Source organism: Taklimakanibacter deserti, assembly GCA_003574785.1.
Map to the genome: position 1 here is coordinate 256,300 of QORU01000008.1, position 23,505 is coordinate 279,804.

Here is a 23,505-nt window from a genome sequence, read left to right on the forward strand (position 1 = left end):
GAGGCGGCGCTCAGCGCTTGTCCTTGTTGAGGTCGACCAGCGTTTCAGGCGCCGGAACGACTTCATAGTTGGCGTAACCGAACTCGTCGCTCCGCGCGAACAGCGTCCGCTCGCCGACCTTGTAGGCGGTCCAGCTCAACTTTTCATTGCCGAAGTTCTCGACGATCTTGCCGTCGGTGACCTCATAGGCCACCGGAATGCCGAAAGCCGAGTTCTCCACCGCGTCGCCGAAATGCTGCGGCAGCGCCTGGCCGGGATCGACATTGTGCATCAGGCGCTGCCCGTTCGCGTCCCATACCATTCGATACATGGCGCCATTCACCAGGTTCTTCAGCCATGCCGTCTTGCCGACCGTCAGCGCGGTTAGCGCCTGCTGGTCGAGAGCCTCGCCGCCGGTGCCTATATCGGCGATGCGGACGCCCGCCGCGGCGCGTTCCTTGGCCTTGCCGGGGGCATACCAGATCGGCGAGGTCCAGGCGCGCTCCTGCACCGTGGCCGGCACGACTTTCGGCACCTTGATACCCACTTCCTTGGCCTGGATCGTGGTCCAGCGCGGGGTCGGGATCTCCAGCACGCGTGCATAATAGAAGGCATGCACCGACGGATCGAAGTCCGGGTCGGTCCAGACCATGCTGAGTTCCGACGAGCCGACGGAGTTCTCGTAAGTTGCGTTCTCGATGTCGACCGTGGAGGCGATGGCCGGCACCTTGCCGGTCACCGCATCCGGCTTACGGTCGCCGGACCACACCACGTCATAGACCTTCTCGAAGGACTGTCCGCTCGACGACCAGCCCTTGACGATCTGCACGCGGTCGAGGTTGCCCGAGGTCGGATCCTTCACCGCCCAGACCAGGAAGGACGGAGCCTTCCCGCCGCTGTCTGACGGTAGATCGGATCCCATCGGCACGCCCCTCTTGTAGGCCTCCGTGACCCAGAACTCGCTCCAGCGATCGCCCCAGAGCGAGCGATCGGTGAAATCGTAACCACCGAAGAAACGCACCTTGATGCGCGTTCCGCTGGTGGCATAGGTTTCCTTGCGCTTCATCGCTTCGAACAGCGAAGCGCGCGTGTTCTCCTCGGCCCAGAGCGCGCTCAGGCCCGCGGGATTGAGGAAGCGGGGGTCCATGCCGGCGAATATCTTGCCTTCCATGCGGCCCTTCATGTCGCCGTCGCCCGCGCCGTGCCCGCCGAAGAAATTGTCCTGACGGTAGGGGGCGGCGCCGTTGTGCGAATCCGAACCGCTGACGAAGCCCATCTTGTAGGGATTGTAGCCCCGCGTATCCTGCATGGCGAGGCCGTTGCGCAGAGCATCGCGCACGAAGCTGCCCTTGATCCCGTCGAAGCGGCCCTCCGGAAAGCCGAGCAGGTAGGACAGGATCTCGTAATTGGCGAATTCGTCGTTCGGCGAGAGCAGCGGGTGAGTCTCGGAGGCACCCTTGATCTGCTTCATCTCGATCAGCGGCTCGTTGCGCACGCGCGATTCGGCCCACGCCTCATCGATCGGGCGCCCCTTCATGTCCACCTCGGTCGGATACATCAGGCCGTCGGACAGGTTGGCGTTGTGCGAGATGGCGAGCAGTTCGATGCCCTCTCCCCGCTGCTTGTCCATCCAGGCCCACAGATCTTCCGGGGCCTGCGAATCGAAGGACGAGAACGGATAGGGAGGCAGGTGCTTGCTGTCCTTGAAGTAGATGTTGCGGTGCATGTTGCGGCTGTTGGGCGTCGACGTCCATTCATAGGCGTTGAAGGCGGTGAACTTGCCTGGCTCGTTCGCCGCATCCGCCATCTCGTTGTTGCGGTCCCAGACCGACGACATCAGCTCGGGCGAAACCAGTTGCGCGATCGGTTTGTTCGCGGTCATCGTACGCCCGAGCAGCAGGTAGATGCGCTGGATATCCGCCGGCGTCTTGACCTGCAATTCCTTGCCGAGCGCGCTCTTGGCGAGCGCCGTGCTCGGGTCGTTCGCCTGCTGGACCACGCCGACATATTCGGAATGGTCGGTGACGCCCATCCAGTCGAGCGGCTGCTCGATCTTCATCTCGAAGCCCAGCGCGTGCTTGAGCGGTTTGCCCTTGGCATAGTTATAGGCATCAGCCGGCGTCGACTTTGTGTCGCCGAAAATATAGGCATCGAAGGACCAGCTCGTATGGAGGTGCTGCTCGCCGAAGAAAACGTCCCTGTCGGGATTGGGGTCCGCCAGCGCCGGACAAGCTGACAGAATGGCCAGGGCGCTCACCCGCACCATCCACTTTGCACAAGAAGAAATCCGCAGATTAACCATTTTGTCCTCCGAAATCCGCAACGAGCGGTCAGCTTCCATCGACATGCCGCCGACACCTGCCTGAGATGCGAAATCCCGGGCCCCCGCTGACACCAAGCGTTCGAAAGACTAGCTAGATCTCCTCCAGCAGTCTTGGCATTTTACGCCAAACTCAAAACTGCAACCGGTCGCGTGGGGCGACGCGGGCAGCGACATGCGAAGGCGCCTGGCGTGAAGTGACAAGACAGCGCCTTCACGCCGCAGTAGGATCGATCAAATCGACTTGCTGGGGACATGAATACGGATGCGTTCCACGATTTCGCAGCCGGCGCCATAGAACCAGCCGCACTTTTAGCTTGTGGCCGCGACAAATCACAATCGATCGAGGGCGCAAGCAGTGACGCCCGAAGGCCGTTTTATCGAAGGAGTGGATCAATGATGACCGGACTTCCAAGACTGATGCGCCTGCAGGCGCGTTTGCTGCCGCGTTGCCTGACGCTCGTGCTGGCGCTCGCGGCCCTGTCGCTTGCCCGGGCTCCCGCCGGCGCCGGGGGGCCGCATGTGCGCTATGGCGTGCTGTCCTGCGACATCTCCGCCGGCATCGGTCTGATCTTCACCGAGAAGCAGACGCTGAAATGCCGCTACATGCCCGATGCCGGCGGTGCGCCTGAAGATTATGCCGGCAAGATCGAGGAAGTGGGTCTCGAGCTCGGCACGACCAGCGGCGGGCACCTGAATTGGGTCGTCGTGGCGGTCGAAAAGCAGGATGCTGCGCCGCGCGGCTTTCTGGCGGGAACTTATGTGGGCGCGGTCGCCAATGCGTCGCTGGGCGAGGGGTTCGGCGCCAACGACCTCAGTGGCGGCTTCAACGGCGCCTATGTGCTTCAGCCCTATTCGCTGCAGACCCAGAGCGGTGTGAACTTCGCCGCCGGCATCGCCAAGGTCACGCTCAGGGCCGTCGACTAGCGCTTGATCCGATAACGTGAATACCGGTTTTCCAAAAAGGTCATGCGCAATCAAAAAGGTAAAGCGTGATGGCGATTCCATCTGAAGCCATCACACTTTAGGGCGGAGCAGGATCGGGAATTTTCATCGATTGGGGTGAATGCATGCAGTTGCGCTCGGCCATTTTTGTAGCCTGTCTTGCCGCCGCCGGGATGCAACCGGGTACGGTTAACGCCTGCGGCTACGACAATCCGCAGTCCATCGCGCTGGGGTCGCTCAATTGGGTCTACCCGGACGCGCTTTACGTGCGTACAGCCGTTTCACAGGCCGAGGTTGCAGGCTTGCTGCCCGCCGCCGATCCGTTGCGCTCGGGACTGTTTGCATTTCATCGTGCGACGGCGGCAATGAAGTCGTTCGGCGCGAATCTTGCGGATCCGCGCCTGGCGCAGAGCGGCAGGGTCGTCTCCGTCGTGTTGATACCGCAGGTGCTGTGGACGCGGTTCAAGGTCGGCCCCGAAGGCATCACCATGCAAAGTCACGTTGCAGGACCCGAGGCAGATGACCTGGTGATCGTGACGGAGGAGAAGGTTATCCGCGCGTTCCTGGATGGAAAGGTCGACGGGGCGACCGCAGAGGAAAAAGGTCTCGTGCGGTTCTACGGGGACGCGGCGGATGTCGCCAATGTGCGGGCCGTCCTGACAAAGGTAACCCCGATCAATTAGAGCATCGGTCCTAAAAGCTCGGGGCCGGCCTTCCCGGTTTCCGGCCAAGCCGATGCGCAAAAACAAGGAGGTGGAGCACGGGGGCGATTCCATAAGAACGCCTGATGCTCTGGACGGCGGCGTAGCGCACGCCAAGAAACCGGCCGTATTCCCGGCACTTTCCTAGAAGTGTTCCGATGCATCGACCAGGAAGGCGCTCGCGCGTCAAGCGCGCGCTTGATGATGGGAGCGTGAGCGTTGCGCGCCCGCACCGATGCGCGGACGGGACGTATGGAGAATACCGCTTGCCACGCTTGGCGCCGGCCGATATTCAAAAGCCATCCATTTTGCGCCAACGGCCCCGCTCAGGAGCATCGTCAAATAGTCGAAGTCCCTGTGATCTCCAGTCATGTCTTGCAAGGTCTGCCCGCGTTCATACGAGGTGAAATCGGGGAGAAGGCCCTGCAATGCGCCAATCGCGCCGCGGGGTTCGATGCCGAACTGATTGAGGATCGAAATTGCTTCATACCTCAACAGTCGGTGGTGGGCTTTGTCGAGGCAATGGCAAGAGCGGCCGGCGATCCCAATCTCGGGCTCCTGCTCGCTCCCAGCATGAACGCCGCCGCCTACGGCACCTTCGGACGTTATGTGTTTGGAGCCGACACCCTCGGCCAGGCCATCACGCGCAGCATTGCAGCCTTGCGCTATCACAGCACCTATGACCGATTGTCTGTCACAACCTTTGCCGATGAAGTCCGATACAGTTATGCCTTTGCCTTGGCCGGTTCTCAAGGATATGGCGTTGTCGCGAGCGCCGCCGCTGGCGAGCTGTTGAGCCTGTTCAAGGCATATTTGCCCGACAATTGGCGACCGCTGCGCGTCGAGCTTGATATCGAAACGCCACGCCAAGCCTCTCTTTTTGAAGATGTGTTTCAGTGCCCGGTCCTTTTCAACGCTCCCACAGTGGCGGTCATCGTTGAGCGGCACCGCATGGCGGCTGTGTCGAAGCGCGCATCGCGATCAATCGTGACGATAGACGATGTCGCGCGCGACCGGGCTGGCGGCGCTCCACGAAACTTGCTCGACGTCGCCCAGGAGCAGATCCGTACCCAGCTACTTGCTGGCAATGTATCGATCGACGACATCGCGCGATCGATGGATACCAGTGTCCGGACACTGCAGCGGGAGCTTCATTACGCTGGCACTGACTTTCGCAGCCTTACGAGTGACGTAAGAATTCGGCGCGCAACCGAACTGTTGCGAGACAGGAGCGTGTCGATCATCAGCATTTCGGAAGATCTGGGCTATTCATCTCCAGCCGGATTTTCGCGGGCCTTTCGAAAGGCGACCGGCATGGGACCACGTGAATTTCGCACCACAGGCGGAACTGGCGTGACCGGTCATGACGGCGAGTCTTGAGGCATGTAAAGCGCCCTCAAATCCTACCCTTTCACTCCCATCCGGGCGGGGACTTCTCCCACTTCATCCCTGCGCGGCCGAGAGAATAGCCCAGCTTGAAGAGCGCATTCATATAGGCTTTGTCGAATGCGGATTTGCTCTGCATGGCGAAATCGGCAGGTATATAGGTGAGATTGTAATCGACACGATCCCGCTTTGTAGTCAGGTAGATCTGGTAAAGATCTCCCACACCTTGCGTCTTGATCAGAGTGGAGATCGAGCGCGAAGTGATCGGAAGGAGCTTCGCCTTGGTCACGGCGAACTCCGGCGAGACCTTGCCGTTGCGGATGATATAAGCGCGGCGCGCGGGCTTCCACCCCAAGGCCTCGTCGATGATCTCCGGCTCGAAACCCGGCGGGTAGAGAAACACCTGGCGGGTCACGCCGCCATCGACATGCATTTCATCATAGAACTTCCCATCCGCCGCGACCTTGAGCTCGACCGGCGGCAGGGCGCCCGGCACGGATGCAGAGGCAAGAATAATCTTTCGCATGAGTTGCAAGGCATCCGGTCTGCCGCTGTTGGCGAGCGCTCCGATGTCCCAAATCACCGGGCGCTGGGCATCGAGATTGGTCGTGCCGATCAGCAGGAAGCGACCCTTGCGATATTCGGCGGCGATCTCCTCGAGCATTTTCTGGCTCGTGTAGCGGGCGATCATGTTGGCGAGCGGCCTAGGATCGGCAAGGCCGTCGGACGATCCCAGGAGCGCGGAGAGGACTTGCGTCTTCACCAATTGCTTCGAGGAGACTGTGGTGTAGGCCTCCTTGAGCATCCCATCGTAACGCGGCCCAAGGAATGCCATGGGGGCGATCATGGAGCCGGTGCTGATCCCCGTTACGATCTCGAATTCCGGCCGCGTGCCGCTTTCGCTCCAGCCGACCAGGAGCCCGGCGCCGAAGGCGCCGTCATCGCCCCCGCCCGACAGGGACAGAGACTCGACCGCTACTTTCTTGCCCTTGAGACCTGAAGCTCCATACTTCTTCTCCAGCTGCGCAATGCGTGCCTCGGCAATGGAACGGTATGTGCCCGGAGGCGCGTCGCCCCAGAAACGGATACCCTCGAGATTGTCGACAGTGGCTCGATCGACGAGACCCTTGGGAACCGGATCCCTGAGGGCGTCGCTCGATGCGCAGGCGCCGGCCATTATCACCAGTGCGGCACCGGCACATGCACGGGCAATCTTTCCAAACCGGCAGAGAAAGACATTCCGGCGCCGCGCACTGGGATCGTCGGCAACCGGCCGCACGGCCTTCGGCATCTGCGAAATGACCATTGGTTCGAGGCGCTGATTGGAGCAGCGCCGCCTCTCAGAAGTTGAATACAAAGCCGAGAATCGGCCCGTGCTGGACCACGTCGTAGACGAAGCCGTCGTTGCGGTAGTCGACGCCGACTCCGCGGTATCCGGCAACGATGGAGAAGCCGTCGCTCGGCGCGTAGCCCAGGCCGCCCATGACGTCCCACATGAATTCCGAGGAGACGTCAAAGCCGCCAATGAGACCCCAGCCCGTAATGTAGAATTCCGGCGTGAAATTCGCCCGGCCCTTCAGGCCGACGAGCGGATCGACCCAGGTATCCCCGTCGCTCGCGGTCTGGCCGCCGAGGAGACCACCCTTGAAGTCGAGATCGGTATCGACGGACCAGACCCGTCCGCCGGCCACGATGTCGAGATTTGCCGTCTCGTCCAGGAAGAGGCTGTAGGACCCCACTGCGGTGAACATCAGGGTCTCGACTTCCGCATCCACGCTGTTGGCGAGCAGGCCAAGCGGCGTATCCGCATCGGCCGACAGCTTCACCCAGAGCAGATCGGTGGCGACCCCGAAGCGGCCGTATCGCGCTTCACCGGCACCCATGAGGCCGATATCGAAGTGGTTCAGCACATCGCTGAAGCTCGCATCGACGTCGACTTCCGGCAGACCGAATTGCGCCACCTTGCCGTCCATGCCGGCAGCCCAGACATAGGGCGCGAAAGTGATGCTCCATCCGCTGTCGGCTTCCGCCGGCGGGGTGGGAAGGTCCGCCGCGCTGGCCATGGGCGCTGCGGCCGCAAGAGCGATGGCCGCCAATATCAGTTTCTTGGGCATTTTAGGTACTCCCCTCGGAAGTCGGCGCGTGTTTACGATAAGCAATTACCGACCCTCCGTCCATTGGCCTTCGGTCCCTTGTGTGCATGATGCTCGCACGGCTTGCGCACCATTAAGCCATGAAGCGCCTCGGTCGGCGAGGGGTGCCCGCATGAGCACCCCGACCGGTTCGCCCCTGCCGACCGGCCTGCGGCAACCGCTACGGGCAGCGCCAATAAATCCGGCCATAAGCGTCCACGGCCTGCACGCAACCGGGTCTGTAGACGGTCGCCGCGGCCGCTCCCACGGCCACGGCGCGCCTGGTCGTACGCCGCGCCACGCCCGCGTAGCTCAAGGGAGTGAGGGGGCGCCCGACGATGGCGTGGGCCTGCGAGAACAGCGAGCCGGGCTTGTCCAGCGTTGGCTTGTCGCTGAGGAGCAGACAGCCAATACCGGCGGCGGCGGCCAGGGTGATACGTAAGAATGTTCCAATCGTGCTCTTCATTTCGTTTCTCCCTCAACGACACCCGCGGGCACTTCGTCGATGCCGGATAAGGCCTCGATTTCAACCTTCTTGGCTTCGGCAGGCGGCTTGAATTCGAAAGCATTGGAATCTATCTGCGCATCGGATTTCCATTCCGTGATGCGCAGCGTGTATTGCGGCGCGCCGGCCACTGCCTTGCTGGTGATGACATATTTACGCGGAATGGGCCGCTCGCCCCGCTCTACCCAGATCTGCCAATCGGTATCCTGGTTGCGGAAAGCGAGGTGATCGCTCTCGACCCCATCGATGACCGCATGACCGATATACTTGGCATCGAGGATGTCTTCGCTCAGAACCAGATAGGCATTCGACAGGAGCAGGTCGGCGCCGGGCATGTCGACCGCATATTTATCCCGCAACAGATCCACGAGCTGGTCGATCGTAGCCGGGGCGTCTGCCTGCGCATAGGCATTTTCATGCTTGCCGAGGACCGAGATGGTCTTTCCGTCGAAGACGAGCTCGACATCGGCATAGCCGCCCTTCCTTGTGACCCTGAGCCTGCCCGGACGGTCCACGAGCACCTCGCCGGAGCTGGCGAACTGGATCTTCTGGATCGCCGGCGTGATTACTTCGATATCGACATCGAACTTGGCGGAGAAGGATTTCTGGCTGATAACATAGTCCGACATCGCCTTCAGGATCTTCGTGGCCTCGTTGTCCTGGGCCCACGCGCCTGACGCGACAAAGATCGCCATCGACAGAGGCAACAGCAGTTTTGCGATCCATCTGCCAAGGACCGGCACATGTGGTCTCCATATTGCATTTCGGCTCATCGAGTTCTCCCTGGCTCGCTTCAGTCACGACGGCAATGTGCATATAAGGCCCGCCGCGGCTGTTTTACTCGCCGTACGTCCGTGAATTCCCGTCTGGCCCTGGAAAGTATCATCCGGCCTTCTGGAGCGTCTTATCAGTTCGCGCCATTCGCCCCGATTTCCGATGGCTCCGTCCGGCGCGACCCGGCAGGACGGCCGTGCCGGCCGTTGATCGAGCGCAATCAGTGGTGGTCATAATCGGTAAGTGCAATCCGGATCTCGGCGGCAAACACGACGAGCGCCGCGCCGAGCAGGAGGAGTGAGAGCATGAAAAGGATCGCGGCTCCCCAGATATGCTGGATGCCGAGATATGCGCTTGCGAAAGCCAGGACGATGAGGATGGTCGCCACGATGCCGCTGCAGACGGATAGAAACATTGCCCTGTTCATCAGCCTGGCGCGCCGCGCGAGACGAGGAATGTCGGCCTTGAGCGGAGAACGGGCATGTCCCTCATCCGGAACGGCGTTGAGGCTGCGCAGGCGGTCGAGGATATGGGTCATCCGCGTGAACAATATGGAAACGAAGCCCGCCACCGCGCCGAGTAGAAAGGACGGCGCGATGACATGCGAGAGGACCAGGGCAAGGTGATCGGCCGTTGTCGGTTCGACGGGCATCATGCCGGCACTTTTACTCCCTCGATAACCGGACCGTCGGCAAGTGCTACCAGCGAAATGGCAATGCCTCTTGTCATCTCGCGCCATCTTGACCGGAGCCGGCTGGATATTTGGAGTCTGTGCATGCTCGTGGCACCGAACGTCAAGACGGGGCTCAGCGGATTGCATTAGCTATGCGACTGGCAGGGAGCGCGAAACATCCTTAGGTCAGAAACGGGCGCAGCCCACGCGATGAACAGAAAATCGAGAGTCCCGGCGGCATCAGGCTCGATACGAGCTGACCCTGTGACCGCAATGAGGACAGTCATACAACGGCTTATTCCCCATGGCAGGTCCGGGATCGGGAGCGCCGCTATGATCGTCGGCATGAGCGTGCGCACGCTGCAGCGCCGCCTCGCCGAAACGGGTGTGAGTTATTCGCAGCTCGTCGATGAAGTGCGCCTGGCGAGCGCACTCGCCTTGATCGATGATCGATCGATCAAGCTTTCCGAAATTGCCCGCAGGCTTGGGTATGCCGATGCCGCGAACTTCGATCGCGCTTTCAAGAGATGGACAGGTTTTTCCCCCTCTCAGGTCAGGGCATTCGACCAGAAGTCGCGCATAGACCTCACCAAGATGGGGACATCCGGTTCAGTCCCGCCGCCACGATCCGATCTCGAATGATCGCGCAGATCGCCGGCGGATTTCCGCCGGCGCGGTCGCTGCCCGAGGCATCAGTAGCAGGCAGGATAGGGATAGTAGCCGCAGGGATAGTGCGGATAATACGGCGCAACGGCCGCGGCGCCCACTGCGGCACCTACGGCCGCGGCGCCGGCGACGACGCCCGGATGCACGCCATACCAGGCTCCGTGGTAGACCGGCGCATGCCAATAGCCGTAGCCGTGGAAGCCGCCGCCCACGGCAACACCGCCCATGGGACCGCGCGCGGCGAACCAGTCGATGAACAGGGCCGCCGGACCGTTGGCCCCTTCGAGGCTGCCTTCGAGGGTCTTTACATCGAAAGTAAGGGTCGTGCCGTCGAGCTTGGGCTTTGTCAGAACGACAACGGCATCGCTCACGCCGGAGCCATTGCTTCCAAGCACTGAAACCGTGGCGTTCGGTGGATCGACGGCGAAGCTGTCCTTACCTTCGTCCCACTGCATGATGAACTGTGCCGTCGTCTGGTGGCCGGCCGAGCGCACGGGGCGATCGGCAAAGACGATGGTGTTCGTCGACACGCCTGTCAGCGTGAGCTTGCCGTCGGCCAGCGTGGCTCCCTCAGAGTTGAGGACGGCCAGAGAGGGAACCGGGGCGGTCGCCTTCACGGTTCCGATGGTCTTCTCCAAGGGGATATGGGCCTTCTTGGCGGGCTCGGCGGCATTTACGAGAGCGGGACCGAGCGATAAGCCCGCTGCGATGAGCATCAAGCTCATGGTCACTCTGAATTTCATGTCGTCTCTCCTTGCGGTGGTGAGCAATATGGACGTTCTCGGGATCGTGCGCGGCAGAGGGTCGGACGGGAGGATCAATACAGGACGGCGCGCCGCCAGGTTCGCCGCGCAACACCGGCATAGGAGAGCGGAGTCAACGGCATGCCGATGACATCGATGAAGACGGACACATCGGCGGCCTTCGCGGGCATCTCTCCCTCGAGGACTTTGACGCCATAGCTCAACCGGTCGCCATCAAGCACGGGATCCATCAACGTGACGACAATCTGCTGAAGCTTGTCGCCCTCGAGTATCGAAATATCCGCGTTTGGCGGATCGGACAGGAAACTGTCCTTCCCTTGACTCCAGAAAGGGACGAAGGCGGCGGTTCTCATATGCGAGGCAATGCGCTCGGGCCGGTCGGTGAACATCACCGTCACCGGACTTACCCCTTCGAGCGTCAATTTGCTCGCAGCCTTGTCAAAGGTCATTCCTTTCGCGGTCTGAACGAACAGGAAATCGGCCTGCTTGGCGTCCTCGGCGAGCGCCGCAGCCAGAGAAAGCGGCAGCGCGGCCATCACGGAGCCCGCAACAAAAGTTCGTCTCGTCGTCGTCATGTTCAATGAACTCCTCTGTTCCTGACTATCTCACGTGGTGCAACACGGTTTCCGGCTCCGGCGGCGGGTTCAGCGCGCCGCCATCGCGAAGAAATTAACCCAGCCCTGCTGCATCAGCTTGGCTTGGGTCTCGGCGTCCAAGGTGATCGTGTCCGCCCCGCCCGCCGGGATTTCGAGCACCGAGTCATCGGCAGGCAGATCGCCGCCGGCCCCCACGTCCTTCAGGTAGAATTTGGCACTGTGCGGGAGGTCGTTGGTGACGTCGATGCTGAGCGCCAGTGTGATTTCGCTCGTATCGCCGCCGGCCTGAAACACCGGCATCTGCAGGAGCCGGGCCTTGGCGGCCTCGAGCTTTGCGACATTGAGAAAGATGCCGACCGACAACAGGTCCTTGTGTTTCCCATGCGGAAATACCGCAAATCGGACCAGATCATCGCCCAGCACCTCCTCGACGACGGTGCCGGAATTATGGGCGCCATTGGTCCGCACCATATTCGTCGTCAGCCGGAACGTGCCGGCACCCTTGCTTCCGGCCGCCTTGCAGCTGACGGGCTGGATGGGCGCCGTGGCGCTTCCGAGCGCAGCTATGGCCATCGCTCCCTCATCCTCGCACCAGGATTTGGAGGCGAAGCTTGCCGCAAGCATCGCATTGACGGCGACCGGCACGCCCGTCTGGACGACATTCGTGATATCGAATGTCCGCATCGGCGTCGTCGCCTCGATCTGGCAGGCGGCAAGGAGCAACCCTGCGCTCGCCGCCAACACCAGACGCATTCTGCGCGTAAGATCCATATGCCCTCCCAGGCTCATTATGTCGCTGTGTAGACGGCTTTGCAGAAGAAGCGACACGCCGGTCTCGCACGATCGACGTGACGTCTTGAGCGCGCGCATGACTATGCCTCCTCCTTCCGCGTGTTCTCCTCGAGCAACACAGCTCCGCCGCGTTCATCCGAACGATACGACACGTTCTATGTCACCTCGCCGGCTTTCTCTTGGCATTTGGCGCCAAACCGGTCTAATGTCTGGCCATCGTGGGGCGCGGAAGTCGATCGGGGCGGCAGGGACACGATGGCATCGTCAAGCGAAAGTGCGGAAGCCGACAGGGCCGGGGACTCCATACCTTTGGTGCGGACGAGCTCGCTGCTTCCCTTCATTGGATTTTGCGAACGCATCGGGGCGCCGGTCGAGCGACGGATGGCCGAGGTCAGGCTGCCCTATCAAACCTTGTCCGATCCCGAGAGCCTCATTCCCCTCAATCAAGGGCTCCTGTTTATCGACAGGATCGCCCGCACCGAAGGGCTCAGGGACCTCGGCGTCCTGGTCGGGCGCGAGACACATCTTCCGGAGCTGGGCGCATTCGGCCGGCTGATCCTTCAGTCGTTAACCCTGTATGATGCGCTGACGAAGATCTCGCAGGTCATTCATCTCTACAATTCGGCGCAATTCATCTGGGCGGATACCTGGAACGGCAAAGCGCGCGTCTGTACGGCATACGGGCCGAATGTGGGCCCAGGGCGGCAGCATGGCGAGCAGTACACGCTGATGCTCCTGATCGACTGCATCCGTTTCGCGGCGGGTCCGGCCTGGATGCCCACGGAAATTCACCTGGGCACGACGCTTTGGGACGCCTTTGCAGGGGATTCCCATGCGTTTGGCGGGCTGCCGGTCCGCCGCCAGGACGTGTCGGCGATCGTCTTCGACCGCGCGCTCCTCAGCGCGCCTATCGAGCGCGCCCGGCTGGCCCGGATCGACACAGGACGGCGGGAATATGAGGCGTTCGTCTCCACCGCCCCGGCGCTCGATTTTCCCGACTCCGTCGGGCAACTCGTTCGCATGTTTCTGAGAGACGGTCACTCTCACATCACCTGGATCGCTTCGGCAGCGGGCATCAGCGTCCGCACCTTGCAGCGTCGATTGGCCGAACGCGGCGTGGACTACTCGACATTGGTCGAAGGAGCACGTTTTGATATCGCGACGCATCTTCTCAAGGACCGTCGGTGCAAGCTCATCGATATCGCTTATGACCTTGGATATGCCGATGCTGCAAGCTTCACGCGCGCCTTCAGGCGGTGGACGGGGATCGCGCCATCGGAATACCGCCATTTGCACGCATTCACTTAGCGCGCATCCCGGCGAAGTGGAATCACTTCGCCGAAAAGGATTCGCGCCAAAATCAATATCTTGGAGCAAATCCTTATCGCCAAAGTCTGCAAACTTTGGCGGGATTTGCTCTAGATGCGTCGCGGCAGCTTGATTGAACCCGCCGCCGTTCGGCATTCGATCACGCCCCACATAGCGCTCTCCTGGCGAGCAGCACGACACCTGGAGAACGCCTCTCACCGGCGCGCAAAAAAAACCCGGCCGCGATGGCCGGGTTTCGTGTCTCGTATGAAGCTGTGCTTCAGTTGAGGCGCGACTTCACCGCATTGATCGATTCCTCGATGAACTTGGCGCCCTTGGCGCCTTCCGCCGCGACGCCCAGGAGCTCGCTCGCCGCACTGATGGCGACATCGGTCGCCGCCGTGCGCACGTCCTTCACCGCCTGCTGCTCGGCCTGGGCGATCTTCTGCTCGGCTTGCTTGGTGCGCCGCTCCAGCGTCTCGGCAAGCTTGGCGCGGGTCTCATGCGCATAGGCTTCCGCTTCCCTGCGGGCGAGGGCCACGATGTCCTCGGCGTCTTTCTCGGCCTGGACGCGCTTCTTCTTGTATTCATCGAGGAGCGCTTGCGCCTCTTCGCGCAGCCGCTTGGCTTCCGCCAGCTCCTTGGCGATGCGCGCCGCCCGCTCGTCGAGCATCGCCGCGACCTTCGCCGGCACCTTCAGATAGATGAGAAGCGCCACGAAAAGCACGAAGGCGACGGCAACCCAGGTTTCCGCATGTCCGAACATGGTCAGTTCCCTTGCGCCTTGGCTACGGCCTTGGCCGCATCCGCTTTCGTCACGCTGGTGCCGGTGAGCTGGCTGACGATGTCGGCCGCGATATCGGTGGCAAGGTCGCTCACGCTGGCCAGCGCCTTGCTGCGCGTAGCCTGGATCGCCTTCTCGGCGGCCGCGATCTTTTCGCCGAGCTCGCCGTCGAGCTTGCTGCGTTCCTTGTCGACCTCGGCATTGAGCTTGTCGCGCGTCTCTTTGGCGATGCCCTGCGCCTTGCCGCGCGCCTCCGCCAGCGCCTTCTCATATTCGGCGACCGCCTTGTCCGTATCCGCCTTGAAGCGCTGGGCCGAGGCCAGATCGCTGTCGATCTGGTTCTGGCGGCCGGCGATGACACCGCCGGTGCGCGGGATCACGATCTTCGAGATGATGAAATAAAGGACAAGGAAGGTCACCGCGAGCCAGAAGAGCTGCGGCGGCCAGGCATTGACGTCGAGTTGCGGCATGTCTCTAGCGCCTCTTCATGATCCATTGGCCGGCAAGGCGTGGGCCCTGCCGGTTGGCGAAGGCTTAAGCTTCAATCAGCCGAAGAGAATGAGCATGGCGACGGCGAAGCCGATCAGGCCCGTCGCTTCGGCGAAGGCGAAGCCGAGGAACAGCGTGCCGCGCTGGCCGGCGGCGGCCGCCGGATTGCGGAGCGCACCCGCGAGGTAATTGCCGAAGATGTGGCCGATACCCACGCCGGCGCCGCCGAGCGCGATGGCCGCGATACCCGCACCGATCATCTTTGCTGCATCAACTTCCATTTTACGTCTCCTGTTGAATGGATGGATCTAAGGTTCAGTGATTAGTGGTCCACATGCATGGCATCGCTGAGATACATGCAGGTGAGAAGGGCGAAGACATAGGCCTGCAGCGCCGCCACCAGGAGCTCGAGGCCATAGAGGCCGACCATGGCGATGAGCGGCAGCCAGCCGGCGGTGATGCCGAGCATGACGACGAAGCCCGCCATCACCTTGAGCATCATGTGGCCGGCCATCATGTTGGCGAAGAGACGGATCGAGAGGCTCATCGGGCGGATGAAATAGGACACGATCTCGATGACGACGACGAGCGGCAGGAGGACGGCCGGCACGCCGGACGGCACGAACAGCTTGAGATAGCCGAAGCCGTTGCGCATGAAGCCGATGATCGTGGCGCCGATGAAGACGACGAGGGCGAGCGCAAGCGTCACGATGATGTGGCTCGTCACCGTGAAGGAATAGGGGATGAGCCCCAGGACATTGCAGAACAGGATGAAGGTGAAGAGGGTCAGCACGAAGGGGAAGTAGGTGCGGGCATTCTCATGCAGCACTTCCTCCGTCATGTTGTGGATGAATTCGTAGATGCTCTCGGCGACCGACTGCAGCCTGGTCGGGATGAGGTTCTTGGGCGCGAGCAGGAACAGCAGCGTGATGCAGACGACGGCGATGATGGCCCACAGGCCCGAATTGGTGAGCGAGAAGGGCCCGAGATCGATGATCTTGTTGATCTGGAACTGATGGATCGGGTCGATGATCTTTTCGCCGTGTTCGGCTGCCGCGCCCGCTGCTGCTTCGGTTGTGGTCGTTGACACCTTCAATCCTCGTCATCGTCTTTGACCGATGGAGCCACCGGGCCTTTGCCGCCCAGAACCTCCTCAGCCTGTTTGCTCTTTGAGAGCCGCATCACATTGACGACCCCCGCAGCGATCCCGAACGGCATGAGGGCCAGCATGACCCACGGCGCCGTGCCGAAATATTTGTCCGCCATCCAGCCCAGGCCCATGCAGACCGCGATGCCGACAAAGAGCTCGGTCACCGCCCGCATGGCAAGACCCGCGGCCGACCCTTCGGTCGTGTCGGGCTTTTCGCCTTTGCGCTGGCTCAGACTGGTGTCCAGCCGCTTTTCCAGATCCTTGAGCCGGTCATCCGATGTGTTCATGAGCCCGCTCGAGAAAATGACTGATGCGGCGTGAACGCCCCCTCAAAATCGCGCGCACCATAGAGATTGGGCGAAATGGTGTCAAGGAACGCATCCTCGATTCAAGCCGTTGATTTGCTTGGTCTTTTGATGGCCCGGTGACGATGCGGCGATTCGCGCGCGAGGTTTGCCGCAAACACCACGCGGCCTCGCCCCGCGCCCCACGCTTCGGCGCTCATTCGACGTAAGCCTTGACGTGTTCGAACTCGGCCTTGAGCCCTTCGCACTGGGCGGCGAAGTCGGCATCGGAAACGCCCGGATATTGCATGGCGGTGAAGATGAACAGGCTGCCATGGCCCGGCCGCTCGACCACGCGCGCCGGCCAATAGGCCATCGCATCGGGGCCGGGGCCGCCATACATGTCGATGACGCCGGTTCGCGCGTCGGCCTCGATGCGGAAGAAGATCTCGCCTTGCGGCGTCACGATCCTGTGGCGCCCGGCCTTGTCCTGCCTCAACTCCTTGCAGAAGCGCGTCGCCCATTTCGGCAGGTTCTCGATCTTCGACAGGAAGGCGAATGCCTTATCCTTCGAGGCGGCGAGGGGGAGTGTGTGGGTATTGGTATTCATCGGTCTCTCCATTTGGTTCGATATCGTACTAATTCTGGTGCAATGCCTCTTGTCTGGCGGTCAGATGTTGGCGAACTGGTGCAGCCAGCGGCGCAGCTGGTCGAGATTCTCGCGTCCCTCGGCCTTGAGGGCGCGCCGTTCGAGCCGGGCCAAGACCTTCTCCGCGACGGGCCGGAACCGGCGAGCCTCCTCAGTGAGGAACACGCAGGTCGCCCGGCCATCTTCGGGATCCGGCCGCGTCGTAACGAGCTTCGCCTTGGCGATGAGCCGGATCATGGTCGTCATCGTCTGCTTCGACAGCTTCGCGCGCCTGGCAAGCTCGCTGAGCCGAAGGCCATCCTCCTCATAGAGCGGCACCAATATGGCGCCGAAGGAAGGACGCACCTGCGGGTAACCTTCCGCGCGGAACCCTTCGTAGAGAAGCTCGTTCCAGCGCTGCGACGCCTTGGCGAGCAGGAAGCCGATATTGTTCCGCGTCAGCTCGGTCACGGATAGTACGATATCAGACTATTTTGCCGGAGTCCAGAGGGTGGACGCGCTTCCGGCAAGTGCGTAACGATGAGGCACCGTGCTCGCGAGCTTGAGTCGCGAGTTGTATTGAGGACATGCGATGGCCGAAACCGTGAGTGTCAAGAAGAACTGGTGGGAAGCGGTTGGGGCCTATCTGACCCCCCGGATGCTCATCATCCTGGCCATGGGCTTTGCCTCCGGCCTGCCGCTGCTCTTGACGCTCTCCACTCTATCCTACTGGCTGTCCAAGCTCGGCGTCGACAAGACCACGATCGGCCTCTTCGCTTTGGTCGGTACGCCCTATACCTTCAAGTTCCTGTGGTCGCCGATCATGGACCAGGTGCCGCTGCCCATCCTGACGCGGCTGTTGGGACGGCGGCGCAGCTGGCTGCTGCTGACGCAGGTGCTGCTCGCCATCGCGATCTTTGCCATGGGCCAGGTCGACCCGACCGTCAATCCGTGGGGAACGGCGCTGATCGCCGTCATCGTTGCGTTTTTGTCCGCCAGCCAGGACATTGTCATCGATGCCTATCGTATTGAATTGCTGCCTCAGGACGAGCAAGGCCAGGGGGCGGCCGCCACCCAGGTCGGCTATCGCTTCGGATTGCTTCTCGCCGGCGCCGGCGCCGTCGGGATGTCGGATTTCTATTCCTGGCCGGTGGTGTTCGGCGTCTTGAGCGCCGCCATGCTGGCCTCGGCGGTGCTGACCCTGTTCGTGCCGGAGCCCAAGGTCGCCGTGAAGCCCGGCAAGCGCGACTATGTGCAATGGGTCAAGGAATCGGTCATCGATCCCTTCGCCGATTTCATGAGCCGCACCGGATGGGTCGTCATCCTGCTCTTCGTCCTGTTCTACAAATTCGGCGATGCGCTCGGCGGCACAATGGCCAATCCCTTCTATGTCGAGATGGGCTATAGCGGGCTCGAGATCGCCAGCATCAGCAAGGTCTGGGGCATATGGATGACGATCGTCGGCGCCCTCATTGGCGGCATCGCCGTGGCGCGCTGGGGCGTGTTCCGGGCGCTTCTGATCGGGGGCATCCTGCAGGCCGTCACCAATTTCGCCTTCGCCTATGTCGCGATCAGGGGCACGGAATATGGCCTCTGCGCCAAAGAGGCGCTGGCCGCCGATCCCAAGGCGCTGGTCAGCACGCTGTGCGCCGCCTATCCGCATGATCTTCCCGCACTCGCGATCGCCATAACGGCCGACAACATCGCCGGTGGCGCGGCGGGCGCGGCACTCGTCGCCTATCTGTCGGGCCTGTGCAATGTTGCCTTCACCGCCACGCAATATGCCTTGCTGACGTCCTTCATGGCGCAGGGCCGCACCTGGCTGTCTTCCGGCAGCGGCTGGCTCGCCGACAACACCGACTGGTTCACCTTCTGGAGCCTGACCGCTTTCCTAGCTGTACCGGGCCTGCTGCTCCTGCTCTGGATCATGCGGCTTTATCCGTCAGGCGCCGTCATTCAGCGTGGGCCTGCGGTCTGATCAGCCCGCTTCGGCGAGCTGCTCGGCGGTTTCGAGATCGACCGAGACAAGCTGCGACACGCCGCGCTCCATCATGGTGACGCCGAACAGGCGGTGCATGCGTGCCATGGTGAGCGGATGGTGGGTGATGATCAGGAAGCGCGTCTCGGTCCGCTCCAGCATCGCATCCAGCAGGTTGCAGAAGCGCTCGACATTGTGGTCGTCCAATGGTGCGTCGACTTCGTCCAGGACGCAGATCGGCGACGGATTGGTCAGGAACACCGCGAAGATGAGCGACAGGGCGGTGAGCGTCTGCTCGCCGCCCGAGAGCAGCGACAGCACAGTGGGCTTCTTGCCCGGCGGATGCGCCAGGATCTCGAGGCCGGCTTCCAGCGGATCGTCCGATTCGATGAGCTGCAATTCGGCCTTGCCGCCGCCGAAGAGCGTGGTGAACAGCTGGCCGAAATTCTCGTTCACCGTGCCGAAGGCGTCGAGCAGGCGCTGGCGGCCTTCGCGGTTGAGGTTCTGGATGCCGCCGCGCAATTTGGCGATGGCCTGGACCACGTCGTCGCGTTCCTTGGTGAGGCCGTCGAGCTGCTTGGCGACTTCCTCGGCCTCTTCCTCGGCCCTGAGATTGACCCCGCCCAGCCTCTCGCGGTCGTCGCGCAAGGTGGTGAGCTTGCGCTCGACTTCATCGAGAGGCGGCATCTTGCCTTCCTCGAGTCCTGCCGTTTCGACGATCTCGGTCGGCGCGCAATGCAGGGCTTCGGCGATGCGCCGCTCGGCCTCGGCGTGACGCTCGCGCGATGATTCGAGGCGCGCCTCATGGCGGGCATGGTCCTCGCGCGAGGTGGAGGCCTGGTCCTGGGCGGCGCGCAATGCCTGGTCGGCGGCGCGCACCGCGTTCTCGGCCTCGGCCAGCGCGTCCGCCGCAGCTCTGCGCTCGCCTTCCGCTTCCGACAGCGTGTTCATGAGCTTCAGCCGCTTGTCGGCGAAAAGCTGCGGCAGGTCCGCCATTTCGGCGATCGCGGCGCGGGTCTCGTCGGCGCGCTTGGTGAGGGTCTCGATCTGGGCCGCGGCGCGCTTCGAGCGCTCCTGCCATTGCGATTGCTCGGCGAGGATCGCCTTCAGGCGATCGGCACGGTTCTTCGCCTCGCGCTCGATGCCGTCATGGCGGGCGCGCGCCTCGCCATAAAGGGCGCGCTCATGATTGACGCGATCGCGAAGGCCCGAAATCTCTTCGGCGAGCCCGTCGAGTGCCGGCAATTCGGCAAGCTCGGTCTCGGCCGAGCCGAGGAGCGAGCGGGCTTCGGCAAGGTTCGCCTCGACGCGGCGCTTCGCTTCATCGAGAGCGCCCGTCTGCTGCAGGCGCTCGGCCACTTGCCGCTCATGCTGGCTCAATGCGCGGCGCGCCACTTCGACGGCCGATGTGGCGGCACGCCAAGCCTCGCGGTGCTCGCGCTCGGCACGCACCGAGGTCTCGACCGCGCCGCGAGCCTGGTCGAACAGCGTCTTGGCGTTCTCCATGCCGGCTTGCGCTTCGGCCGTCTCGGCCTCGAGCGCCACGAGCCGGTTGCGCTCGGCGAGCCGCTTCGCCGCGGCGCTGGGCGCATCGGCGGCGGCGGTGAAGCCGTCCCAGCGCCACACATCGCCCTCACGGCTGACGAGCCGCTGGCCGGGCTTCAATTCACTCTGCAGCGCCTGGCCGAGCGCGCGGCTGACGATGCCGATATGCGACAGCCGCCGCGCCAGCGCCGGCGGCGCATCGACGAAACGGGTCAAGGACTCCGCCCCTTGCGGCAGCGGCTCGCTCACGGCGAGCGGCGGCAGGCCCCGCCAATGCACCGGCGCTGCCTCATCGGCGGAGGCGTCGATATCTTCGCCAAGGGCGGCACCGAGCGCCGCCTCATAGCCGCGCTCGACCTTGATCGCATCGACCAGCGGCGGCCACAGATCGCCGTCATTGGCGCGCAGCAGATTGCTCAGCGTGCGCATTTCGGTCGAGAGCTTTTCCCAGTTGCGCCTTCCGTCATCGAAAGCCTGCCGGCTGTCGGCCTCGGTCTGCCGAGCCTGGCGCAATTGCGCTTCGGCTTCGCCGGCCGATTCTTCCGCCTGGGCGACAACCATGAGTGCCGTCTCGACCGCTTGCGCCAGGCGCTCGCCTTCCTCGGGCGGCGCCAATTGCGCCATCAGCGCCTGGAAGCGGGCCGCCGTCTCTTGCGCCTCGCGCTCGAAGCGCGAGATGCGCTGGCGCTCGCCGTCGATGACGCGCTGCGCCGCATTGCGCTTGGCGGTGAGATCGGAAAGCTGCAGATTGGCCTGATCGAGCGTCTCTTGCGCGCGAGCCAGGGCATCTGCGGCTTCCTGCAGCTTGAGCGCGGCTTCTGCGCGGTGCTGGGCATCGCTTTCCTGGGCCGCGTGCAATTCGCTCTCTTCACCGCCGAGCCGCTCGAGCACGCCCTCTGTATCGCGGATCGTCTCTTCCTCGCGGCCGAGATCGGCCACTGCCTGGACGAGGCGGGCCTCGAATTCGCGGCGCCTTGCCTCGGCGCGCTTCTCTTCCTCATCGAGATTGGAGCGCTCGATGGTGAGGCGCTGCAGCACCGCGGCGCGCACCGTCTCTTCCTCACGCAAGGCCGGCAGCTTGTCGCCGAGCTCGTCGCGATGGCGCAACGCCTCTGAGGCGGCCTGCGTATGTTCGGCGAGAAGGCGGGTCGCCTCGTCGAGCGCCTTGGCATCGCGCTCGGCGTGATCGGCAGCATCCTTCCAGGCGAGGTAAAGGCCGGTCGCTTCGAGCCGCCTGATCTCGGCGGAAAGCGACTTGTATTTCGCTGCCTGGCGGGCCTGGCGCTTGAGGCTCGACAATTGCGCCTGCAATTGCCCGATCACGTCCTCGAGTCTCGCCACATTCTGCTCGGCCGCCTTGAGCTTGAGCTCGGCTTCGTGCCTTCGCGTATGCAGGCCGGTGATGCCGGCGGCTTCCTCGAGGATCAGCCGGCGTGCCTGCGGCTTGGCGTTGATGATCTCGCCGATCTGGCCCTGCCGCACCAAAGCGGGAGAGCGGGCGCCGGTCGACACGTCGGCGAACAGCAATTGCACATCGCGGGCCCGGACGTCGCGGCCGTTGATGCGGTAGGCCGAGCCCGCCTCGCGTTCGATGCGGCGCGAGATCTCGAGCGTCTCATTGTCGTTGAACTGGGGCGGCGCGCTGCGCTCCGTGTTGTCCATCGTCACCAGCACTTCCGCCATGTTGCGGGCCGGACGCTGAGCGGTGCCGGAGAAGATGACGTCGTCCATGCCGGAGGCGCGCATGCTCTTGTAGGAGCTTTCGCCCATCACCCAGCGCAAGGCTTCGAGCAGGTTGGACTTGCCGCAGCCATTGGGGCCGACGACACCGGTCAGCCCCTTTTCGATGACCAATTCCGTCGGTTCGACGAACGACTTGAAGCCCGAAAGCCTGAGTCGCGAGAACTTCATAACCCCACCCCTTGCAGTCCAGAATGCGGAAAGCGATGCGCTCCCCTAGAGGAGCGGATCGATCGCCTTCCGGAACACATCGATTGTAGTTTCACCCTTGAGCAATTCGCCATTGACAAAGAAGGTCGGTATCGAATCCACCCCGAACTCTTTCTCTGCCTTGTCGCGCACCGCAATGATTCCCTTGGCCACCGCCTCGTTCTTGAGGCAGGCATCGAAGCTTTCCTTGGTGAAGCCGGCAAGCTGGGCGATCTTCTGCAATCCTTCGAGCGGCGCTTCGAGCCAGCTGTCCTGCTGCATGAAGAACATGTCGATGAGCGGGAAATATTTGTCCTTGGGCGCGCAGCGCGCCAGCATGAAGGCGGCGAGCGCTGGCTGGTTGTGCGGGAACTCGCGGAAGATGAAGCGGATCTTGCCGGTGTCGATATAGTCCTTCTTCAGCTCCGGGAAGGTCGTCTTGTAGAAATTGGCGCAATGCGGGCAGGAGGCCGAAGCATATTCGACGACCGTGACCTTGGCGGTTTCCGGCCCCATGGCCATTTCGCCCTCGGCAGGCGGCGCATGGAGGGCGGCCAGGTCGATAGCGGCATGGCCGGTCGATGCGAGACCGGTAAGGCCGGCGAGCGCGCTGGCCCCGAGAATCAGTTGGCGGCGATCTAGGTACATATTGTCTCCTGACTACTAGATATTGGGGGGTGTGACCAAGCGGTCATTTTGCCTGTGGAGAACGGGGACTTAGCACCCCTTGTCCCAGCCGCTTGAGGGCTTCCTTGAGCTCGGGGTCGGCCACCCCTGCAAGCTCGGTTTCGAGCGCCTGGGCCTTGGAGGCGTCGAGCGGCGGCAAGGCCCGGGATTGAGCCTTTTTCCGGCTGAGCGCGCTTTGCCTGATCTTGATCGCGGCGATGGCGGCATAGCCATAGAAGGCGTTGATCCGGTCGATGATCCGGGATGTCTCATGCTGGAGGTCGAGGCCCCGGCCGGGCGTCACCCGGATCACCAGGGTTCCGCCCTGCTTGCGCTCATCCGTCCCGGCCCGCGGCCATTTGATTCGCTCAGGCTCGCTCCATTGCGCGATCGCGTCCCCCACGATGGCCGGCCATTGCGTGATGAGGTCGGCATAGGCAAAACCATAGCGGGCAAAGGCGGCGCGCGTGAGGGCGCGGAAGTCCTTGTCGAGCGTTTGCATGCGAGGGAT

25 protein-coding genes are annotated in these 23,505 nt (G+C 62.7%); 6 read left to right on the forward strand and 19 right to left on the reverse strand.

The genetic code is table 11. From position 1 onward, the window contains the following. Positions 1-10 precede the first annotated feature (10 nt). Positions 11-2,236: a DUF3604 domain-containing protein gene (locus DS839_RS18540; RefSeq protein WP_438816530.1), complete on the reverse strand. Its 2,226-nt coding sequence runs from the start codon at positions 2,234-2,236 to the stop codon at positions 11-13. Between the two features lie 459 nt (positions 2,237-2,695). Here DS839_RS18540 and DS839_RS18545 point away from each other — a divergent pair, with 459 nt between their 5' ends. From DS839_RS18545 to DS839_RS18555, 3 genes are all read left to right on the forward strand, one after another. Continuing rightward, positions 2,696-3,226 carry a DUF992 domain-containing protein gene (locus DS839_RS18545; RefSeq protein WP_162918647.1) on the forward strand — a complete coding sequence of 177 codons (531 nt, stop codon included), beginning with the start codon at positions 2,696-2,698 and terminating at the stop codon, positions 3,224-3,226. 143 nt (positions 3,227-3,369) lie between these two features. Further along, on the forward strand, positions 3,370-3,927 hold the full coding sequence (locus DS839_RS18550; RefSeq protein ID WP_119271936.1) for a hypothetical protein: 558 nt from the start codon (positions 3,370-3,372) through the stop codon (positions 3,925-3,927). Between the two features lie 237 nt (positions 3,928-4,164). Continuing rightward, a complete protein-coding gene (locus DS839_RS18555; RefSeq protein ID WP_368911722.1) occupies positions 4,165-5,325 on the forward strand; it encodes an AraC family transcriptional regulator in 1,161 nt (386 codons plus the stop codon). 31 nt (positions 5,326-5,356) lie between these two features. Here the strand turns inward: DS839_RS18555 and DS839_RS18560 are convergent, their stop codons facing one another. The 5 genes from DS839_RS18560 to DS839_RS18580 all read right to left on the reverse strand — a co-directional run bounded on the left by DS839_RS18560 (position 5,357) and on the right by DS839_RS18580 (position 9,397). After that, on the reverse strand, positions 5,357-6,508 hold the full coding sequence (locus DS839_RS18560) for a patatin-like phospholipase family protein (protein ID WP_162918648.1): 1,152 nt from the start codon (positions 6,506-6,508) through the stop codon (positions 5,357-5,359). Between the two features lie 163 nt (positions 6,509-6,671). Next, positions 6,672-7,445 (reverse strand): hypothetical protein, encoded by a 774-nt coding sequence (locus DS839_RS18565; protein ID WP_119271938.1) that lies wholly within the window; start codon positions 7,443-7,445, stop codon positions 6,672-6,674. 199 nt (positions 7,446-7,644) lie between these two features. Beyond that, positions 7,645-7,929, reverse strand: a complete 285-nt coding sequence (locus tag DS839_RS18570; protein WP_119271939.1) for a hypothetical protein — start codon at positions 7,927-7,929, stop codon at positions 7,645-7,647. Further along, positions 7,926-8,711: a DUF2092 domain-containing protein gene (locus tag DS839_RS18575; RefSeq protein ID WP_368911723.1), complete on the reverse strand. Its 786-nt coding sequence runs from the start codon at positions 8,709-8,711 to the stop codon at positions 7,926-7,928. Before DS839_RS18575 ends, DS839_RS18570 begins: the two co-directional genes overlap by 4 nt. 251 nt (positions 8,712-8,962) lie before the next feature. Beyond that, positions 8,963-9,397: a DUF2721 domain-containing protein gene (locus tag DS839_RS18580; RefSeq protein WP_162918649.1), complete on the reverse strand. Its 435-nt coding sequence runs from the start codon at positions 9,395-9,397 to the stop codon at positions 8,963-8,965. A gap of 351 nt (positions 9,398-9,748) precedes the next feature. Here DS839_RS18580 and DS839_RS18585 point away from each other — a divergent pair, with 351 nt between their 5' ends. Continuing rightward, on the forward strand, positions 9,749-10,057 hold the full coding sequence (locus DS839_RS18585) for a helix-turn-helix domain-containing protein (RefSeq protein ID WP_162918650.1): 309 nt from the start codon (positions 9,749-9,751) through the stop codon (positions 10,055-10,057). 50 nt (positions 10,058-10,107) lie between these two features. On the opposite strand, the gene DS839_RS18590 is transcribed toward DS839_RS18585, so the two are convergent. The 3 genes from DS839_RS18590 to DS839_RS18600 form a co-directional block, all read right to left on the reverse strand. Beyond that, positions 10,108-10,824 (reverse strand): hypothetical protein, encoded by a 717-nt coding sequence (locus DS839_RS18590; RefSeq protein ID WP_119271942.1) that lies wholly within the window; start codon positions 10,822-10,824, stop codon positions 10,108-10,110. A 74-nt stretch (positions 10,825-10,898) separates the two neighbouring features. Beyond that, entirely contained in the window at positions 10,899-11,420 is a 522-nt protein-coding gene (locus DS839_RS18595; RefSeq protein ID WP_368911738.1) for a hypothetical protein, read from the reverse strand. Between the two features lie 69 nt (positions 11,421-11,489). Continuing rightward, a complete protein-coding gene (locus DS839_RS18600) occupies positions 11,490-12,212 on the reverse strand; it encodes a hypothetical protein (RefSeq protein WP_119271944.1) in 723 nt (240 codons plus the stop codon). A 276-nt stretch (positions 12,213-12,488) separates the two neighbouring features. Between DS839_RS18600 and DS839_RS18605 the strand changes: the two genes are divergently transcribed. Then, the gene (locus tag DS839_RS18605; RefSeq protein ID WP_119271945.1) at positions 12,489-13,541 is read left to right on the forward strand and encodes a helix-turn-helix domain-containing protein; all 1,053 of its coding nucleotides are present in this window, start codon (positions 12,489-12,491) and stop codon (positions 13,539-13,541) included. Between the two features lie 280 nt (positions 13,542-13,821). Here the strand turns inward: DS839_RS18605 and DS839_RS18610 are convergent, their stop codons facing one another. From DS839_RS18610 to DS839_RS18640, 7 genes are all read right to left on the reverse strand, one after another. Continuing rightward, positions 13,822-14,307: a F0F1 ATP synthase subunit B family protein gene (locus DS839_RS18610; protein WP_119271946.1), complete on the reverse strand. Its 486-nt coding sequence runs from the start codon at positions 14,305-14,307 to the stop codon at positions 13,822-13,824. Between the two features lie 2 nt (positions 14,308-14,309). Then, complete coding sequence (locus tag DS839_RS18615; protein WP_119271947.1) at positions 14,310-14,795, reverse strand: F0F1 ATP synthase subunit B family protein; 486 nt, start codon at positions 14,793-14,795, stop codon at positions 14,310-14,312. A gap of 75 nt (positions 14,796-14,870) precedes the next feature. After that, the gene (locus DS839_RS18620; protein ID WP_119271948.1) at positions 14,871-15,095 is read right to left on the reverse strand and encodes a F0F1 ATP synthase subunit C; all 225 of its coding nucleotides are present in this window, start codon (positions 15,093-15,095) and stop codon (positions 14,871-14,873) included. Positions 15,096-15,136: 41 nt separating this feature from the next. Then, complete coding sequence (locus DS839_RS18625) at positions 15,137-15,847, reverse strand: F0F1 ATP synthase subunit A (RefSeq protein WP_119272083.1); 711 nt, start codon at positions 15,845-15,847, stop codon at positions 15,137-15,139. 59 nt (positions 15,848-15,906) lie between these two features. Next, entirely contained in the window at positions 15,907-16,251 is a 345-nt protein-coding gene (locus DS839_RS18630) for an AtpZ/AtpI family protein (RefSeq protein WP_119271949.1), read from the reverse strand. A gap of 214 nt (positions 16,252-16,465) precedes the next feature. Continuing rightward, a complete protein-coding gene (locus DS839_RS18635; RefSeq protein WP_119271950.1) occupies positions 16,466-16,858 on the reverse strand; it encodes an SRPBCC family protein in 393 nt (130 codons plus the stop codon). Positions 16,859-16,918: 60 nt separating this feature from the next. Next, positions 16,919-17,347 carry a MarR family winged helix-turn-helix transcriptional regulator gene (locus DS839_RS18640; RefSeq protein ID WP_162918652.1) on the reverse strand — a complete coding sequence of 143 codons (429 nt, stop codon included), beginning with the start codon at positions 17,345-17,347 and terminating at the stop codon, positions 16,919-16,921. A gap of 121 nt (positions 17,348-17,468) precedes the next feature. Between DS839_RS18640 and DS839_RS18645 the strand changes: the two genes are divergently transcribed. After that, positions 17,469-18,854 carry an AmpG family muropeptide MFS transporter gene (locus tag DS839_RS18645; protein WP_119271952.1) on the forward strand — a complete coding sequence of 462 codons (1,386 nt, stop codon included), beginning with the start codon at positions 17,469-17,471 and terminating at the stop codon, positions 18,852-18,854. Here DS839_RS18645 and smc read toward each other — a convergent pair whose 3' ends face one another. From smc to DS839_RS18660, 3 genes are read right to left on the reverse strand one after another with little or no spacing between them, the layout of a single operon-like run. Further along, the gene (gene smc, locus DS839_RS18650) at positions 18,855-22,310 is read right to left on the reverse strand and encodes a chromosome segregation protein SMC (protein WP_119271953.1); all 3,456 of its coding nucleotides are present in this window, start codon (positions 22,308-22,310) and stop codon (positions 18,855-18,857) included. A gap of 45 nt (positions 22,311-22,355) precedes the next feature. Further along, positions 22,356-22,976, reverse strand: a complete 621-nt coding sequence (locus DS839_RS18655; RefSeq protein WP_119271954.1) for a DsbA family protein — start codon at positions 22,974-22,976, stop codon at positions 22,356-22,358. Positions 22,977-23,019: 43 nt separating this feature from the next. Next, positions 23,020-23,496 carry a DUF721 domain-containing protein gene (locus tag DS839_RS18660; protein ID WP_162918653.1) on the reverse strand — a complete coding sequence of 159 codons (477 nt, stop codon included), beginning with the start codon at positions 23,494-23,496 and terminating at the stop codon, positions 23,020-23,022. Positions 23,497-23,505: the final 9 nt, after the last annotated feature.